The sequence below is a fragment of the Gemmatimonadota bacterium genome (assembly GCA_040388625.1).
GTDB lineage: Bacteria > Gemmatimonadota > Gemmatimonadetes > Gemmatimonadales > Gemmatimonadaceae > Fen-1247.
Map to the genome: position 1 here is coordinate 632,367 of JAZKBK010000004.1, position 17,081 is coordinate 649,447.

Annotated in this window: 13 protein-coding genes; 3 read left to right on the plus strand and 10 right to left on the minus strand. The window is 62.2% G+C overall.

Annotated features, from left to right (window positions below):
* Window positions 1-74: 74 nt before the first annotated feature.
* Together V4529_11460 and V4529_11465 are read right to left on the minus strand one after the other, a co-directional pair.
* Window positions 75-833 (minus strand): class I SAM-dependent methyltransferase, encoded by a 759-nt coding sequence (locus tag V4529_11460; protein ID MES2358941.1) that lies wholly within the window; start codon window positions 831-833, stop codon window positions 75-77.
* Window positions 834-841: 8 nt separating this feature from the next.
* Window positions 842-1,525 (minus strand): HAD hydrolase-like protein, encoded by a 684-nt coding sequence (locus V4529_11465; protein ID MES2358942.1) that lies wholly within the window; start codon window positions 1,523-1,525, stop codon window positions 842-844.
* 175 nt (window positions 1,526-1,700) lie between these two features.
* Between V4529_11465 and V4529_11470 the strand changes: the two genes are divergently transcribed.
* The 3 genes from V4529_11470 to V4529_11480 are packed head-to-tail and all read left to right on the plus strand — an operon-like array spanning window position 1,701 to window position 6,243.
* Window positions 1,701-3,845 (plus strand): hypothetical protein, encoded by a 2,145-nt coding sequence (locus V4529_11470; GenBank protein ID MES2358943.1) that lies wholly within the window; start codon window positions 1,701-1,703, stop codon window positions 3,843-3,845.
* Window positions 3,842-4,783 (plus strand): glycosyltransferase family A protein, encoded by a 942-nt coding sequence (locus V4529_11475; protein MES2358944.1) that lies wholly within the window; start codon window positions 3,842-3,844, stop codon window positions 4,781-4,783. Before V4529_11470 ends, V4529_11475 begins: the two co-directional genes overlap by 4 nt.
* Before the next feature lie 2 nt (window positions 4,784-4,785).
* Entirely contained in the window at window positions 4,786-6,243 is a 1,458-nt protein-coding gene (locus tag V4529_11480) for a carboxypeptidase-like regulatory domain-containing protein (GenBank protein ID MES2358945.1), read from the plus strand.
* Here V4529_11480 and V4529_11485 read toward each other — a convergent pair.
* From V4529_11485 to V4529_11520, 8 genes are read right to left on the minus strand one after another with little or no spacing between them, the layout of a single operon-like run.
* Window positions 6,221-7,765, minus strand: a complete 1,545-nt coding sequence (locus V4529_11485; GenBank protein ID MES2358946.1) for a phospholipid carrier-dependent glycosyltransferase — start codon at window positions 7,763-7,765, stop codon at window positions 6,221-6,223. The two genes, V4529_11480 and V4529_11485, sit on opposite strands and share 23 nt — an antisense overlap.
* Window positions 7,765-9,228 carry an FAD-dependent oxidoreductase gene (locus tag V4529_11490; GenBank protein MES2358947.1) on the minus strand — a complete coding sequence of 488 codons (1,464 nt, stop codon included), beginning with the start codon at window positions 9,226-9,228 and terminating at the stop codon, window positions 7,765-7,767. The genes V4529_11485 and V4529_11490 overlap by 1 nt, the downstream gene beginning before the upstream one ends.
* 3 nt (window positions 9,229-9,231) lie before the next feature.
* Window positions 9,232-10,209 carry a lysylphosphatidylglycerol synthase transmembrane domain-containing protein gene (locus V4529_11495; GenBank protein MES2358948.1) on the minus strand — a complete coding sequence of 326 codons (978 nt, stop codon included), beginning with the start codon at window positions 10,207-10,209 and terminating at the stop codon, window positions 9,232-9,234.
* Entirely contained in the window at window positions 10,206-11,171 is a 966-nt protein-coding gene (locus V4529_11500) for a glycosyltransferase family 2 protein (protein ID MES2358949.1), read from the minus strand. The genes V4529_11495 and V4529_11500 overlap by 4 nt, the downstream gene beginning before the upstream one ends.
* On the minus strand, window positions 11,168-12,877 hold the full coding sequence (locus tag V4529_11505; protein ID MES2358950.1) for a glycosyltransferase family 39 protein: 1,710 nt from the start codon (window positions 12,875-12,877) through the stop codon (window positions 11,168-11,170). Before V4529_11505 ends, V4529_11500 begins: the two co-directional genes overlap by 4 nt.
* A 58-nt stretch (window positions 12,878-12,935) precedes the next feature.
* Window positions 12,936-14,372 (minus strand): flippase, encoded by a 1,437-nt coding sequence (locus V4529_11510; GenBank protein ID MES2358951.1) that lies wholly within the window; start codon window positions 14,370-14,372, stop codon window positions 12,936-12,938.
* The gene (locus tag V4529_11515) at window positions 14,359-16,371 is read right to left on the minus strand and encodes a glycosyltransferase family 39 protein (GenBank protein MES2358952.1); all 2,013 of its coding nucleotides are present in this window, start codon (window positions 16,369-16,371) and stop codon (window positions 14,359-14,361) included. The genes V4529_11510 and V4529_11515 overlap by 14 nt, the downstream gene beginning before the upstream one ends.
* Entirely contained in the window at window positions 16,346-17,038 is a 693-nt protein-coding gene (locus tag V4529_11520) for a class I SAM-dependent methyltransferase (GenBank protein ID MES2358953.1), read from the minus strand. The genes V4529_11515 and V4529_11520 overlap by 26 nt, the downstream gene beginning before the upstream one ends.
* Between the last annotated feature and the right edge of the window lie 43 nt (window positions 17,039-17,081).

A 17,081-nucleotide genomic window follows, 5' to 3' on the forward strand; every position in this document is an offset into this window, starting at 1 on the left:
TGCGGTGTGTACGCGTGCCGAGGCGAACGATCTCGACATCACATCCGCGGCGTGCTGCGAGCCGTGGGAATCTATCAGGCGCGGCACAATCCGACGATGCTGCGACCCAGCGGCAGGCGCCAGCCAGCAACAACGACGCGTCCTTCGAGGTTGAGCCAGGCGCGCTTGAGTGAGTCTGCACGACCTGGGGCTGTGGGCTCTGGCGCCAGGATTCCGGAGTCCCTGCGCCTATGTGCCCGTAACTCGCGCGGAATTTCGGCAAGGCCCAGCACGGCATTGACACGACCCATGCGCACAATCTCAAAGCCCGCTGCAATCAGTTTCTGGTGCAGGTCGGGCGGGTCGTACTTACGATAGCTCGACGTTACATCGTCAGCCTTGCGGGGGAAGCTCTGTGCGTTCGTGCGAAACAGAAGGTATCCGCCTGGTTTCAGGACTCGCATGATTTCGCGTAGTGCCGCGACGTCTCCGCCATCCACAGGCAGATGATGCAGGACGTCGAGTGTGATGACCAGATCTGTGCTCGCACTCGCAAGGGGAATGTTCGTCGCCGACGCAAGGACCAGATCGATGTGCTCGCTGTGTGCGTCGGACAAGGCGTCCTCGCTTATATCGAGTCCGAGGGTAGCCCAACGTGGGTGCGTCTGTTGCACCCATGCCAGCGTCTGACCGGAGCCGCACCCGACGTCGAGGACCGTGCAGTCGTCCCCCAGCGCAGCCAGGTCGAGCAGGCGCGCAGCGAGGTCCCGCATGCCGGCATTCCACCACGACTGCGCCTCGAGAGCGCGCATGCGCGCGAAATACTCGGGTGTGCGCGGCTGCGGAGATCCCATCTGGAGCTCTATCCGTTGGATGAGAATTTGTACAACACGCGCTCAGCGGCTTGCAGCACTCGTACTGCCATCGGGAAACTGCGCGGCTGTACGGTTCTGACCTTGACTGTTCGAACGCCGAGACAGTTCGCGGGCGCGACATCGGTAAGATACTGATCGCCGACCATCACGGCGCGGGTTGGCGCGCTGCATCCCAGCTCGGCGAGTGCAGCGCGCACGAGCGACACATTGGGCTTGCGCAGTGTCCGCGCCGCTGGCCGATGTATGACGCCATCCTCTGCGGCGCACGAATCGCTGGCCCCGATCCGGCGCCGTACGATCAATCCGTCCGGGCAGTCGTAGACACGAATCACGGGAATTCCTGGAAAGATCGCGGACAGTTCGATGAATCTACGTTCGTCCGAATTGGACAGAATCACGTGGCGCAGCTCGGGCTCGGCGAGAAGGCGTGAAAAAGCCGGTTCGAGATCTGGTGCGACCGCGGCGGCGTTGCGCGCCATGAGGGTGCCATCGACGTCCCAGATCATCCCGGTGATCACTCCGGCGGTGCCCAGGGAGTGAAGTATCAGCGGGTCCAGAGCAGCTACACTTGCGAGGTGGATTGTCGGACGCATGTGTCGGACGAGCGCCCCGAGCTGCGGAACTCCCTGCACGACCGTCGATAACCAGTCGCCCCGCCGCACAATTTGCATTCAGAAATGTCGTTCTGCGGCGAGTTGCCGGCCAGTCGTCGCTGTTCTCCGGATAATCCGGTCGTAAGGGCTCGGTGGTCCGCGGGTGATCGGACTCCCGATTTCCGCCGCAGGACAGGGGGCGGCAGGACTTTCCACTTGCCGGTGCGGTTTGTGCAGCCGTATACTCTCGCCAATGCCTGAGACGCGCGGTCCTGATGTGCAGCAGCACACCCTGGCTTCGCAGCGGACGTCGCGCTCCGGGGTCGGTGCGCCAGCGGCTACGCTGGGGAACGTCCGACGCGAACTGATCTGGATGCTGGTCACCGTGGCCGTCGCCAGCGTTATCGTGACGGTCGGGCGATCTGCGATACAATCGGCGGCATCCACGTACAACCTGGCCGACGGATCAAGTCCATTCTGGCTGCCGTCACACGCATGGCTGTTGTATGTCTGCGTGCCGGCGGTCGTGATCAGCTCGATGCTCGTCTTCATAGCGCCGGGTTTGTTTCTGGCCTCTGCGCTTGGCGCGACGAGATCGTGGAGCTGGTGGCTGTTGTGCGGCGTGGCACTCGGTATTGTCGTGTTGAGCGCAGCTACTGCTACCGTCCAGCGGATCGCAGGAACACCGCTGACCGGAGCAAGTTTTCTCCTCGTCGTGTTCGGCTGCAATGCAGCAGCGGCTGCTATCGCCTGGTTCCGCGCGATGCGCACTGACCGGCCGGCCATACCACGATTCGCTGCGCGAAATGCGCTGGAAGCTGCAGCGGCGCTGTCCGTCATTCTCGTAGTCATGCTTCCCAAGTTCATGTGGGAGAACTTCAACGGCGACGGTGCTGACGCACTCGAAGTGGCTCGGCTCCTATTTCACCAGGCGATGCCATTCTGGCCCGCTGGCGCGGGAACTGTCGGCAACTTCCCGGGAATTACGTCGATGCTTTTCGCGTATCCGGCGTCGTGGTTCGTGCGCGCGTTCGGCGCACTGGAATTTTCGGCACGTGCGCCTCTGCTGCTCGCACTGCTCGCCACTCACGCCGCGATAGTCGCCCTCGCGGAGGTTCGCGATAGAGGCGCCGATACGGCACGTCGTACGCTCGGTGCGGGTGAGCGATTGCTGATCTGGACGGCGTTGCTTGTCTATACGATAGTCGTGGCCTACAGCGCGACATACAGTGCATACTCCGCCGATATCGCCATGCCAGGTGCGCAGGATACGATGCTCGTCGCACTCTTCGCGGCAACGATAATTGCAGTGGCGTCGGATGAGGTCGGCTGGATGATGCTGTTCGGGCTACTGTCCTACTTCGCGCTGCCGAACGGACTGCTGCTACTCGGAATGCTCTGGATGGCGGTACTGCTCGTGTATCGACCGGTGCCGCGCCGGATTGTCATTACACTCGGCACTCTGATAATTGCATGTATCGTGCTGGGGACGTTGCTGCCGTATCTTCTCCGGCGCGTCGGGTCGCTGGCTCCGGGCGGGGAGTACGGCAGCGACATGCTGTTGAACCGCGTGCTGATGGTGCAGTTCAGCGACTGGCGACGACTCTTGTATGTACTCATTCCCTGCGGGATCGCGCCGGTCGCGGCGATATTTCTCTGGAAACGCCAGGATTCGCTCGGTCGTGTGATCGCGTTGCTGATCGTCGGTTATTTTGTTTTTACGTACGTGCAGGCGTATTCAAAACTGCACTACTACGTACCAGTGATGCTGTTACCGATCGCACTGTACTGGCGAGTTGCTCCGGACGAGCGCAAGCAGCGCATCGAATGGCGCATCGCTGCGCTCGCTGGCCTCGTGGGCGCGCTGATACTGGCGTTGCCGAGGCGAGGGGCACCCATGACATGGGCTCGGCGGGTCGCCTCCGAGATCCAGATTCGCGTTCCGGGGTACGACGTCTCTTCACCTGAGGAATTCAGAGCGGCAGATACGCTGGTGCTGCTGTTTCCGATGTCGTGGGACCGGCATGTGCCCCAAACGCTGGGTAACTCACCACTGGTCTGGAACTATTATCTGCACCACGATATGGGAGTCCCTTCGGAGCACACGAACTACGTCGTGCAGCCTGTCGAGATGTCGTTACCGGCGGGGTTCCACCCCATCGGTCAGCAGGGCCACTACACCATGCTTGTCAGGAGTGATTCCGTGCTCGCAAAGGACCGTTCACAGAGATTACCGATAGATCCTGGGAGTCCGCTGTTTCTGGTTCGGCGTGACATCCTGTTCGACTACGCTAAAGCCAGTAACGGTGCGCCGATACACGACATTGTCGACGCGCTGGGGCGCCGCGGAATTGATTTACGCAGATTTGTGAACCATCGCGATCCCGGCCCCAGATGACGCAAACACCCCCAGAGCTGTCGGTCGTCGTGGTAGCGTTCGTTGGCGAGCAGTACCTGCAGCGACTGCTCGATGCGCTTACCCTGCAGACGACCGACCGGTCTGAAGTGATCGTCGTCTGTGATTCCCTGATTGGCGACATTGCGCGGTTTCGCTCGAGCTATCCGACGGTCGATTTCGTACGCTTCGATGACCCACGCTCGCCCGCCAGCCTTCGTGCGGTAGGCGTCGCGCGCGCCCGAGGTGAAATCGTTGCGCTCGTGGAGGATCACTGCGTGCCGGCGCCGGACTGGACAGCACAGGTGATCGCGGCACACCAGGGCGATGCCGCTGCCGTCGGCGGCGCAATGGAAAAGGGCTTTCCACCGGATTCCGGCGACGACACAGCACTCAACTGGGCACTGTATCTGGCAGATTACAGCCGATACGCACTCCCAATGGCCGAAGGCCGATCCGGCGCGGCCTCCGACTGCAACGTTTCGTACAAGCGCCAGGCGCTCATGGAGATAGCTCCGGTGTGGAGCAATGAGTTCCACGAGAATATCGTGCATGCGGAGCTCGCAAGGCACGGCAAGCCGCTGTGGTTCTCGCCGCGCATCGTGGTCCACGAACAGCGATCGATGACATGGTCGCAGACGCTTCACGACAGGTACTCGTTCGGCCGGCTGTTCGGCAGCACGCGCGTCGTGGGCGCCTCACCGGCGAAGCGGTTGGCGATGTCGGGCGCCGCTCTCCTGCTACCGCCGCTCCTCGTTGCTCGTGTTACGGGCAACGTCGTCCGCAGGCGAAGATATCTGGGGGCGCTCGCGCGGGCCTCGGTGCCGCTCATCGCCGTTGCGTCTGCGTGGGCAGCTGGCGAGCTTATGGGATACGTTACAGGGAAGGCCGGTGCTTCTCTCAGTCAAAGTCCTGCGACAAAAGCAACGGAGAGTACGTAATCATGCTTCCTGTCACTGAACTGACGCCGCGCCGGGTGCGCCCGCTGATTGCGGCGCTCATGACTATCGCGATGATTGCCTGCGGCGGTGCATCGTCGGATGCGCCCGGACAGCTCGGCAATACTCAGCAGCCTTCGACCACGTCCGGCCCCGCACCATCGACGGTCATCACTGTGAACCCGTCGGTCAAGTACCAGGCGATGACTGGCTGGGAAGCGACTGCAGAAGGTGGGCAGAATGACGTCGCATCGTATCCCGCGTACCGCGCGCAGCTGCTCGATCTCGCCGTCAACACGCTCGGAATCAACCGGCTGCGCGTGGAGGTAAGGAGCGGCGCGGAGAACCCTGTAGATACGTGGGCCGAGGAGCAGGCGGGGACGCTTTCCGCCGCGGATTGGCGCTGTCAGCGTTACGCGACGATAAACGACAATGCCGATCCGATGGTAATTAACCCGGCCGGCTTTCACTTCTCGGAGCTCGACGCAACGATGAACCGTCTCGTGCTCCCGATGAAGGCGCTCGTGGAGGCACGCGGCGAGCATCTGTATCTGAACGTCGAGTACGTCGCGTTCGCGCGACAGTGCAGCAATACGCCATACGCCCACCTGAACAACCCGCCGGAATACGCCGAGTTCGTTCTTGCCGCTTACCAACACCTCCAGTCCACCTTCAATATCACGCCGGACTCGTGGGAAGTCATACTCGAGCCGGACAACACCGGCGGTTTGTGGGACGGCGGCATGATTGGCCGCGCGATTGTGGCAGCGGGTGACAGACTGAAGGCGGCCGGCTTCACACCGCACTTCGTCGCCCCGTCGACGATGAGCATGACCAGCGCATCATCGTACATCGATTCCATGATGGCGGTGCCGGGTGCGCAGCAGTACGTGAAGGAGCTGTCGTATCATCGATACGCCGGCGTTTCCGATGACGCCCTCGCCGCAATCGTGACTCGCGCCAACAAGTATGGACTGCAGACATCCATGCTGGAGCACATCGGAAGCGATTACCAGGATCTATATACCGATCTGACCGCGGGCCAGAACAGTGCATGGCAGCAATACACGCTGGGTTATCCCGGCTCCGACGGCGGTGGCGCGTACTTCGTCGAAGGAGGCGGAAACTCACCGACGGTAACGATGGGATCGCGCACATCGTACCTCATGGAATATTTCCGGTATGTCAGGGCTGGTGCGGTGCGCGTGGGAACGAGCGGCGGGACCGATGCTGCTGCACCTGTGGCATTCGTCAATACGAACGGCGGATTTGTCGTCGTCACCAAGACGACTGGAGCTGTGACGTTCCGCATCAACGGCCTGCCCGCGGGAACTTACGGCGTCTCATACACCACGGCGACAGCTTCAGGCAGTCAGTTGCAAAGCGTCACAGTGACAACCGGCAATGGTGTGGACGTCACCATGCCGGCGGCCGGCGTGATTACGGTCTATCGTCAGTCGTAGCTGTCGCGTGACGCAACGCACCGTGCTCGACCGGATGGCGTCGCCAGATCAACCAGATTGTGACGCCGAGCAGAACGAAGATCGGGAGAGGCGAAACACCGGTAGTCGCAAGAAACGGAGCATAACCGGCTGACGCAGTCTTGCTCAAGACCGTAAGGAATGGAAGCTCGAAGCCTCCGAGCAGGATGTGCATCAATGAAGTCGGCACGTCCTCGCGCGCCATCGCCACGCTCCACGAGATGAGGAGCGTCGGCACGACGAGCAGATAGCGCAGCAGCGGCCCGCATCGAAGCAGCACAGGTACCAGCGCCACGAACAGCAACGGCGCCGCGGGCACCATGTATCGAACTCCCGTGTTCCACTGCAGGAATGCATACTGATTCGCGCTACTGAACAGCCAGAGCGCCGCGCATGCGACAAAAACGAGTGTCAGCTCGGCGCTGCTCACGATGCGCGTGCGACGCTGGACGAAAGGCGAGGCGAATGCAGCGATGAGCATCGGACAGAATGCGAACAAGCCATACCGGAGATCGAACAGATTTCCCCAGAGCAGCGAAGCGGCCGGCAGAGAGATTCCATTCCAGCCGCGCCCGCTGTACTGCGTGGCGGCCATGTAACGCTGCGCGGGGAAGAACGGATTCCCGAACGCAGCCCACTGGTACCATAGCAGGAGCAGCACAGGACCCAGCGCGCCGGCGGCGAGCCATGCGGTATCTCTGACACCGGCAACGGCGCCTCCGCGCTGCCATCCTCGTGCGAGTGTCCAGAATCCAAACGCGACAATGAGCGCCGCGCCACTATAATCGCACAGGACCGCAAGACCCAGCATCGCACCGGCGCCTGCGAGCGCCCGATTACTCGGCGGCCACGCTGCCCCAGCGTCTTCGCCCGAATCGGCGCGCGCGCCCGCAAGCAGCACGAACGCAATCAGCGTACAGTGAGTTACGATCGCATTCTGGTTCAGGAATGCGGACCGAAAGAAGATCGGCGTACCGAATGCGTAGAGAAGCGAAAACCATAATGCCCGACGTTCGTCTCCGAGTCGCGCTCGAAGAAACCAGAACAGGACTACTGCGGCGAGTGCACCGAGCGGCGCCATCAGACCCGCTTGCGTGATCGCGGCGGCGAGACCGAGCTTGACGTCGAGGCCACGCTCGCGTGAGGCATTGAGAAATTTCGTACGGTTCGGCCGCGGATCGTTGTATGCGGCAGCAGGCTTGGGACTTATCAGATCGGGGCGGGCACGGAAGAGCACGGCCAGCGCGGGCCGCGCAATGGCATAGGGGATCGCGCCGAGCATCGAGGCGCCAGGATTGTTGTTGATGTATGCTCCTCTCCCCGGAATCTGAAAGAGATCCGGGTGCAGGCCCATGTATTCATCCACACGCACCGACAGATGTTCGCCCAGAGTGATTGCCAGGTAGGTCTCCCGCACGACATTGGACGCGAAGTGCGTGACGTACACGAGAAACACAGTCAGAGCCAGTCGAGCAGCCGTGCTGAAGCGAGGCAATTTCCGCATCAATCTTCCACCACGTGGCTCTCGAATTCATGACGATACTCGGCCCAGCGCCCGAGGTCGAAGCCATCCGGGCCGAGGCAATCGGCAGCCGCGTAGGCCATACGGAGCGCGTGATGGGTGTTGTCATGCGCAAAAAGGCCCTGGCGACCGAACGTCAGCATGTTCGGCTGTTCTGAAGCCCATCCATCCAGCGCGGAAAACGCGCGCTCGTAGCCCTGGCGATAGATCGGGTACGCGAAGCGCAGGCGCTTCACATATACAGAAGTTGGCGCTGCCGGCAGTGGAAGACCAGAACGCAGAAGATCCGCTGCAACGATCTCGCCGAGAGCGCTGTCGCTCATTTCCCAGTGTGCGTCGCCCAACGCACATGGCAGCTCGGCGCACAGCGTCGTGGAGTTACGGGGTTCATCGAGCGCCGAATAGTTTTTTGGCTCCGACAATCGCGTGATCGTCACCGATCCCTCGGGAAAGTAATGCGCGTCGAATTCGGTGAACTGCGGCACCGGGAGGGTTAGATACACGAGCAACATCGCCCTGTACTGAATGTCACCGGACGCCGTGAGCGACGCAGCGTCCGGCTCCGGAGTAGTCATTCTGGCGAGCATCGTGATTGGAAGTGTGGACCAGAGGTAGTCGGCGTGTATCGCGTGTGTTTCGGATCCGCGCTCGACATGCACCGACCATCCGTCTCCCTCCCGCTCGACGCCGACGACGCGCCATTCGAGCATGATTTTCGCGCCCGCCTTGCTCGCAGCGGCCGCAAACGCCTCGCTGATCTGCCCGAAGCCGCGCCTCGGGTAGAAGAATCGACCCGAGCCGGGCGGCTTGAATCCCGGTACCGCCGACAACAGCTTGCGCAGCAGTTTCTTGAACGAACCCGCAGAAACGCGGCGGCGCGCCTGGATTGCCGATAACTCTTCGGGCTCCGCACCCCAGATCTTCCGCGCATACGGGAAGTAGAAGTCGCGGCATATCGTCTCACCAAGGCTGGCCTGAAGTACAGACGCGAAACTTTCCTGGCTCTGTACATCGTCTGATTTGCGACGCCCGCGACGCGTCATGTCGCGCAAGGTTCCGAATGCGAAACCCGGATCCAGGCGCAGCAGCAGATCGAGCGGCTTTAGCGGGAAATGAATCCACCGGCCGCGCAACCGGATACGTCCATGTCGCGGCCGATCGAGCAGATCACCATCGAGCACCGTCTTGATGTCTTCCAGAATCGCGGGGTCGCACGCGGGATGCAGCCGATGGCTTCCGTAGTCGAGTCGCTGGCCTGCGTGGTCGAAACTGCCCGAGTTGCCGCCGACGGCGGAATTTGCTTCGATGAGTGTGACGCGCGCGCGGTCGAGTCGGCGTAACTGGAACGCCGCGCCCACTCCAGCCGGACCGCCGCCCAGCACGACGACGTGCGGAAGTTCATCCGCGGCATCAGTTGCGGCAACCGACTCAGCTGGTTGTGTCATGAATCACGCATGGTTGGCGTTGGGCTCCAGTTCTCCCGTCCTGCGTGTGCCGGTCACGTCCCGCCATCCGGTTCGGCCGCCGCTCAGGGCCCACCACACTGCTCCGCCGACCAATCCGCCAGATATCATCACGGATTGCCAGATGAGCGCAGCGACGATCCCGAGCGTCACCGGCACGCCAGCCGGCGCCAGCAGCGCGGCGAGGGTTGCGTCGCGCACAGCCAGCCCGCCAAGACTGATCGGGAGCAGACCCGCGATCTTTGCCAGCGGCCAGACGAAGAACCATACGGTGATGGAAACCGTTATTCCGACTGAGCGACCGATCCATGCGTTGAGCAGCACGAAGCCGCTCTGCATCGTGAGCGATATCATCGCTGCCATGACTGCGGTTCCGGGCGAGCGGCTCATGCGCCGCAATACCACCAGGCTGCGTCCCACCGGTCTGCGAATCTTCTTTGGCCATCGGCTGAGACGGCGGCGAAGCAGAAGCGGCACGCATGCGAGCAACGCCATCGCAACGACCAGCAGGCCGACCGCTAGCAGCTCGCCCGCCCATCCCGGGAATGAATCCCGTGACAGTACTCCGCCGACGGCGATCAACAATCCTGTTGCGGCTATGTCGATCGCCCTGTCGGCAGCACTGCCGAAGAAAGCGGCTTCAATCCGGCCGGTCGCGCGGGCGGCGAGCGCGGCCCGAACTACATCGCCGCCAACGACCGTTGGTAGGCAGAGATTCGCAAACAGGCCGGCGGCGTAGCAACGAATCGCGTCGCGCGACTTCATGCGCGCGCGTCCTGCGTTCACCAGCATGCGCCATTTCGCGACACCAAGCCGGTGGCCGGCGAGAAAGCCGACCAGCACGAGTGCCCACGTGCTGAACGTGAGACGCGAGATCGCGGCTTGGACCTCGTGCCACGGCAGGAAGTAGAATATCGCGGCGAGCAGTCCGATGCTCACTGCCGGTTTGAGCCAACGTTTCATTTGCGGTTCGCCAGTCGCGCGGTCTGATCCGCCAGCATGCCCACGGACCAGATGATCAGCGCGGCGAGAAGCCCGAGCACGGTCGTCTCCGACATGTTGTCGCGAAATATGTCGTAGATCAACTTCGCGATCCCTATCACCGCCAGCACGGCTCCCAGCGGAATGAACACCTTCAGGGGATTGAAGAAGACGATCGTCCTGAGGATGAGAAGCGTGAAGTCGTACGCGTGACGCGCACGGATCGTCGAGTTGCCCAGTCGCTTGTAATAGTCGATGGATATGTATTCCACCGTATGATCGTTGCAGATGGAGGCCAGCGTGATCGTCGTTGTGAATGAGAATCCCGGCGGCAGCAGATACTCGTAGCGCTCGACGAGGCTCTTGCGCATGAGCCTCAAGCCGGAATTGATATCGGGAATGTGCTGACCGCTCAGGTAGCTCGCGAGCCAACGGAGGAACGCCTTGGCAGGCCGGCGAACCAACGGCACCTGGACGGTCTCGCCGGTCCGTGCACCGACCACCATGTCGTTGGCATCCGCACGAGCCAGCAGTTCGGGAATCGCCGCGACAGGATACGTGCCGTCCGCGTCGGTGATCAGCACCCAGTCGAAATACGCGCGCCTTATCCCGTGCTTGAGCGAGGCGCCATAACCGCGATTGCGCGGATGCGACAGTACATGCGCTCCGGCAGCCGCGGCGCGCTGAGCTGTGTCGTCGCTGGAACCGTCATCCACCACGATGATCTCATAGTCCCACCCGGACGCGTCCATCACGCGGGCCACGTCTTCGATCTGCGCCGCAACGTGCGCGCCCTCGTTGAATGCTGGAATGACGATCGAAACTGCGTGGGAGAGAGAACGCTCGTCCGGCTCCAGCTCCCGCTCGATCAATCCGGCGGCGTGGAAACGAGCTACGAACCGTGGCTCTTGCAGACCCTGCAGGGGGTTCGGAGATGCACTCATCGGCTCACCATCACGTAAAGGTCTCCGCCTCCGACCGTGCCCGGAAAGCGTGCTACTGTACGATACGAATCGGATAGACGCGTCCACAGGGACGGTTCACCAGTTTCGATGCGCACGGGAAACGTCAGGACCATCCAGGTCCGTGTACCTCGAGGCTCGACTTGCGCCAGGTCCGACGCCGACGTTACTGTCGTCCACGGAAGGTGATAATACCGGCCGTAAACGTAGCTGCTCATGTCGGTCACTGCGACGACATCGGCCGGCCCGCGGTGAGAGTCGACAAAGCTCCTCGCCGCCCCAAAATCCTGCTTCGGCAGCCATGCACGCGGAACCGTCATGAGGCTGGCAGCGGCAACAAGCAGTGCTCCACCAACAGACACCGGGACGGAAGCTCTGCCTGGCACTATAGCTTGGACCACGGCAAATCCTCCGCGTACAGCGATCAGGACGGCAAAGCCGGCACTGAAAAAGAAGAACCGCGGCCAGAGATTGTGCGAAAGTACCATTACTGCGGCGCCTGTCACGACCGCCGGGAGCAACATCACCGTGGTAATCACCACGCTCCGCCGCCAGTAGCTCGCCACGCCCGCACCGATGATTACGAATACAACCGCCACCGCAGCCAGCCCACCCGGAATTCCACTGCTCAGAACTCGCAGCCCTTCGGTGAACATCCAGACAGGATCCTTCCAAACGGTGGCGGAGCCTGCATCCGGAGGAATCGTCAGCGTCGCGATGAATTGCGGCAGGACCAGCGCATACAAAAGCACAGAAAGCGTTCCGGCGAGCACCAGACCAGCGAGTGGCGCACGCCAGGCACGATTGCGAAGGTCATCGCGTAGAACGATCACGAGGCACAGCCACACGAGCGCGTGAGTGGCTGTGACGAATACCGCCGTCACATGGATCATGTTGGCCAACGCCATGCTTACAGCGTATCCGGCAACATTGCGCCAGGTGTGACGCAACGGGTCGCTCAGGAGCAACAGGAAGCAACCACTTCCGACGAGAGTGAAGAACAGCAACCCCGTATAGCCACGAGCGTTCTGAGAAAACCAGACGTGATGGTAGGAGACGGCGAGAATGGTCGCGGCGAGCAACGCCTCGCGCCGCGACGTCACCCGCTCGCCGAACCAGATCAGCGCGCCGAGGCTCGCGACGCCCAGACAGACCGCGGGAAGGCGGAGCGCCCACGCGCTGCCACCGAATAGAACGACTGAGATCCGCGCCAGAATCGAATAGAGCATATGTTGATTCTGGCTGTCGAACGTCGAAACGATGTGAATGAGGGGGAGCCTCACGTAGTCGACGTATGTCTGGATCTCGTCGAACCAGAGACCGCGGCCGAGCGACGGGATCCGGAGAGCGACGCCCACAGCGAGAATGCAAATGGCTGCGCAGGCCTCGGCGCGACTCCATGGCTTGGACGGCGGAACCGTCGCATCCGGTGCCAGACCCCGCCCCTCTGACGGCACGAGCCGCATGGACGGAATGAGCGCCAACAGCACGGCGTGAACGACCAGCGCGACCTTGAGGAGCACCATGCCCACGACAAGTTGCGCCACGTGCTCGCCGGATGCTGCAGGACCGGCCAGCGCACCAGCGAACGAGTGCACGGGCAGCAGCACACCAATGATGAAGAGCGCAACCGCTATCTGGCGCGGCCACACGCGCAACCATCCCGTGCGATCGGACGAAGCGCGCATCATCGAGTCCCCATCAGCGGCACCCGAGCGGCCGACCGGTATCGTCGCATGCGTTTCACTAGACGGCAAGCACGGGTATCTGCCCAGCGCGGACTCTCACCGCACCTGTCAGGACGAGAGCCACCGCATAGGATGCGGCTCCCCACACCAGCGCCGTAACCAGAGTCTGCGGTTCGAGCACCAGCAGCACGGCGGTCATCGCCGATACGGCGATGACTGGGCGCCACAAGCGAGCCAGTACGATTCCTCCAATGCGCGCGCGCTTTGCCGCGTACATCGTAAGCGCCAGCCGCACGCTCTCACCCAGAATCGTCGCCACGGCTGCACCGGGGATTCCGAAGCGCGAGATGAGCACTATATCGAGTATGGTGACAACCACGAGAGTGAGCGCGAATGCGCGCAAGACGTCAGCTTCACGACCGACCGACAGCAATCCCACGACAGCAACATTGCACAGGACCCCGGGAACCAGCGACCAGATCAGCAAGCGCAGCGCAGCTGCAGCCGGGACATACGTAGGACCGAGCACCAGTGCGACGATACCCGGGGCGACCACGGCTCCGCCAACGACTACAGGGATGAGAAACACGAACACGTGGGCAAGTGCCGTCTCGAAGAGTTTGCGATGCTCGCCAGTATCCGCACGACATGCACTCAGCACCGGAAGCAGACTGAGCCCGTACGCGATACCGACATTCAAGCAGAAGGCAACCACAGTATAGGCAGCGGCGTAGTATCCCACGCTCTCGGAGCCGCGGAAGAAACGCAGGAAGAGCAGATCGGAGTTGTACAGCGCGAGCCCGAACAGTGATGCTGCCATGAGGTGCCATCCCTGCCGCAGCAACGGAAGGGCTACTCGCAGATTGACCCGCGGCAACAGCACGATACCGCTCCGCGCCAGGATCACCAGCAGGATCACAGCGGTGAGGCCATCTCCGATGACCTGGGCAATTGGAACCCGTTCCACATCCGCTGAACCGTGCACGGCGAAGAGCAGTACGCCAAGAGCGACACATTCTCCCACGACGCGTGCAGCCGCTACCCGGCGCGCATGCTCCAACCCGACGTGGACCCAGCTGGTACTGATCCCAACAGCGATTACAGCGGCACAGTACAGGGCGAGAACCTTTCCATCAGGACTGGGCAGGAAGACCAAGGACAGGGCTGCGGCTGTACCAGCGATGAGGATTGCGATCGCCGCCCTTACGGTGAGCAACGCAGGCACCATGCTCCCGAGCTGATCACGATGCGCCGCGACTTCACGAACCCCGACGCCAAGATCGAAGCCGGCATCTGCGAGGCGCTGCAGATACAGAAGCACTGCGAGCGCAAACCCGATCACACCGTAACGCTCCGGGCCGAGCGTACGCGCAACATACAACATCCCGGCGAACGCTATGAGACGCGCCGTAACCTCGCCGGAACCGAGCGCGACGAATGCGCGTGCGACGCGCCCCGCGACCGGGGCAACGACGACGGGATTATCGGTTGTCAAGCTGGTTGCCATGGGTGGCCGGGACGTTGCCAGGGGTGCCGTCGAGCATTGCAATCACGGAGTATCTCCCGGCCTCGCCTGACGGGGCGATGATCCAACGCTTGCGATCCGGAAAGCGCGCATGAATGGCCGCCATCGCCGACGCATCACCGTACCGTGCGACAATGGGTCCGTCTCCGAGTGGAACACCGCTCCACAGGAATCCGCTCGCGTAGTCGGCATAATCGTTGGGCGGGTTCCCGTTTTTCACAAATATCAGACCGTGCTGCATAGCGTTGTCGCCAATCAGTCTACCGACGTCGGCGCTCACGCCGCGGTAACGCCGATACTTCCCGGTCCCTCGCCACACCGTGATCTGAAAGAAGCCGACGAACGCGAGCAGGAGCGCGACTGACGCGACGCGCGTCTGATCGATCCCAATGCCGTCTGCCAGCGCGCGTACTCCCAACGCCGTCAGCGCCGCAAAGGGCACCAGTGTCTGATACCAGTAGCGCGGCCCCAGATCGGCGCCGCTGTACCAGTACAGCGTCGGCGGCACAAGGACCGCTACGATGAGGCAGATCCAGAGCCACATCCCACGCACTGTCTTCCCCAGCGCGAGCATGACGATGAACAGCGCGGCACCGCCAAGCCACCCGAACAGCTCGGTATCGATAATACTCAGATTCAGATTCAGGTGAATCGCGGCTTCCAGGGGGCTGTGACCAGGGAGGATGTCGTTCGCCCAACCGATGTTGCCCTTGTCCGGTCCGAAACCCAGTGAATTGGATCCCGGATAGAACGTGAGATCAAAGAACATCTGCACCGGATCGCGGAATGCATTTCCGGTGAGAATCCTATTGTTGACGAAGAAGAGCGAGCCGACAGCGGAACTCGCGCCGACTGCCACCGCAACGGCAGCGGCACGAACGCGCGCACCGAATGCACCCATACACATCGCAAGCACGATGACGCCCACGCTGACGGACTCGACGGGGCGGGTGAGAAACAGCAGGCCGAGCGCCAGGCCGCCGATGAATGCCCATCGGATTCGCGCTCCCTTCTGCAGCTCGAGCGCACTCAGCAGTGCCAGAAGTGCGCAGACAATGCTGAGCGGGTGTGCCATGTATGTCGAGCCGACCGTCACGTAGAGCGGCGACGTCGCGAGCAGCAAAGCCGCCAGGAGCGCGGTGGACGAGCGGTGAACGCGCCTGACCACGGCGTACGCGAGCAGAACGCCTGCGCCCGAAAGCAACGGGTTGAGTATCCATGGGACGCCCGCGAGTACACCAAGCGCAAGCACCAGAGGCCAGCCCGGTGGAAATACGCTGAACCACTTGCCGTCGTGCACCATTATCAGAAACTGCCGGAACAACTCGGGCGCCGGCGGCGTATCGAGATAGACGCGACCGTGCGCATACGTTTTCGCCTGGAAGAGATAGGCGACTTCATCAGGCACGTGCGGGATCTGGTGGAACGTCAGTAATGCAACCGTACCGCACGCGAGAGTCGTGAACGCCGCTGCAACACCAACGATCACCCACGCCTTGCGGCCATCCGCATCGAGCAGCGCCGACACCGCCGGGCCCCGCGGAATGCTGCGCGCTGCGAATACGATGCACGCCAGTCCGGCGGCGTGCATCGCGGCAGTGAGAATCAGGTGGATGCCATAGCCGACCGGGTCGCGTGACACCAGCGTGGTCGCGAGCACCCAGATGACGCACACAGACACCGCGACTCCGGCAGCACGGTGTGACGCAGTGAGGCTTCGGTACGACCTCGTGAGTCCGACGGTAGCAGCGAGCGCGACGAACAGGAGAATTGCAATCGCCAGTGGGTGCTGCCGCAGCTCGGCCGGCGCACCAAACCCGAATTGCCACGCACCTGGCGAGTACAGCGCGATTGCCGCCTGTTCGCCTGCTATCGCGACAAGCATCCACACAATCGCCGCGATCATATTCGATCGCGCCGCTTCCGGTGCCTGCGCTACGACCTCAGCTTGCGCGACGTCGACAGACATACAGTATGTGCGGATACGGGAGCACGTCGTTCATCCGATGCATCGCAACGTCGAAGCCGAGGCCGCTCAGAATCGTCACCAGCTCGTCGGGCGGCCAGTAATGAATGGGTTCCATTCCGACCAGCAGGCGATCGAGCAGCAGCGTGAAGAGCATCTTGTAACGCGGCCGGTCGGCAACATCCTTGATTATCACAATACCGCCCGGCCGGACGAGGCCGGCCACCGTCGCGAGAAACCCTCGCACTCGCGATTGCGGCAGATGATGCAGGAGATCAAGCATGTAGATGGCGTCGAACTGCCGCTCGCTGGTCCACGTAGTGACGTCACTCGCCTCATACGCAACGTTGGTCAGCTCGAGGTACTCCGCGCTTGTCGTAGCGGCAGCGACACGTCCTGGATCGAGGTCGACAGCAACAATTTGCAGGTCCGGCTTCGTCATCGCGTAGAACAGCGAGAAAAGACCGAAACCGCAACCCAGATCCAGAACGTCGCCACAATCGGGAAGATACTGGCCGATCTCTTCGAGAAACGGCTGCCGGACGATCGCGAAGCGCACGCGCGAATACGCACGCGCGATCGGACTCCGGAAGCTGTGTATCACATCCCGGATCGCACTCGCACCCGTTGCTCGACCATGCAACGTGCGCGACGACCTTGGCTCACGCATACGCGCGGGCACCGGTTCGGTGGGGTTTTCAGCGGATGTCAAG

Coding starts and splice junctions, on each gene's coding strand:
- V4529_11460 (MES2358941.1), bottom strand. CDS start 833: ATGGGATCTCCGCAGCCGCGCACACCCGAGTATTTCGCGCGCATGCGC.
- V4529_11465 (MES2358942.1), bottom strand. CDS start 1,525: ATGCAAATTGTGCGGCGGGGCGACTGGTTATCGACGGTCGTGCAGGGA.
- V4529_11470 (MES2358943.1), top strand. CDS start 1,701: ATGCCTGAGACGCGCGGTCCTGATGTGCAGCAGCACACCCTGGCTTCG.
- V4529_11475 (MES2358944.1), top strand. CDS start 3,842: ATGACGCAAACACCCCCAGAGCTGTCGGTCGTCGTGGTAGCGTTCGTT.
- V4529_11480 (MES2358945.1), top strand. CDS start 4,786: ATGCTTCCTGTCACTGAACTGACGCCGCGCCGGGTGCGCCCGCTGATT.
- V4529_11485 (MES2358946.1), bottom strand. CDS start 7,765: ATGCGGAAATTGCCTCGCTTCAGCACGGCTGCTCGACTGGCTCTGACT.
- V4529_11490 (MES2358947.1), bottom strand. CDS start 9,228: ATGACACAACCAGCTGAGTCGGTTGCCGCAACTGATGCCGCGGATGAA.
- V4529_11495 (MES2358948.1), bottom strand. CDS start 10,209: ATGAAACGTTGGCTCAAACCGGCAGTGAGCATCGGACTGCTCGCCGCG.
- V4529_11500 (MES2358949.1), bottom strand. CDS start 11,171: ATGAGTGCATCTCCGAACCCCCTGCAGGGTCTGCAAGAGCCACGGTTC.
- V4529_11505 (MES2358950.1), bottom strand. CDS start 12,877: ATGCGCGCTTCGTCCGATCGCACGGGATGGTTGCGCGTGTGGCCGCGC.
- V4529_11515 (MES2358952.1), bottom strand. CDS start 16,371: ATGTCTGTCGACGTCGCGCAAGCTGAGGTCGTAGCGCAGGCACCGGAA.
- V4529_11520 (MES2358953.1), bottom strand. CDS start 17,038: ATGCGTGAGCCAAGGTCGTCGCGCACGTTGCATGGTCGAGCAACGGGT.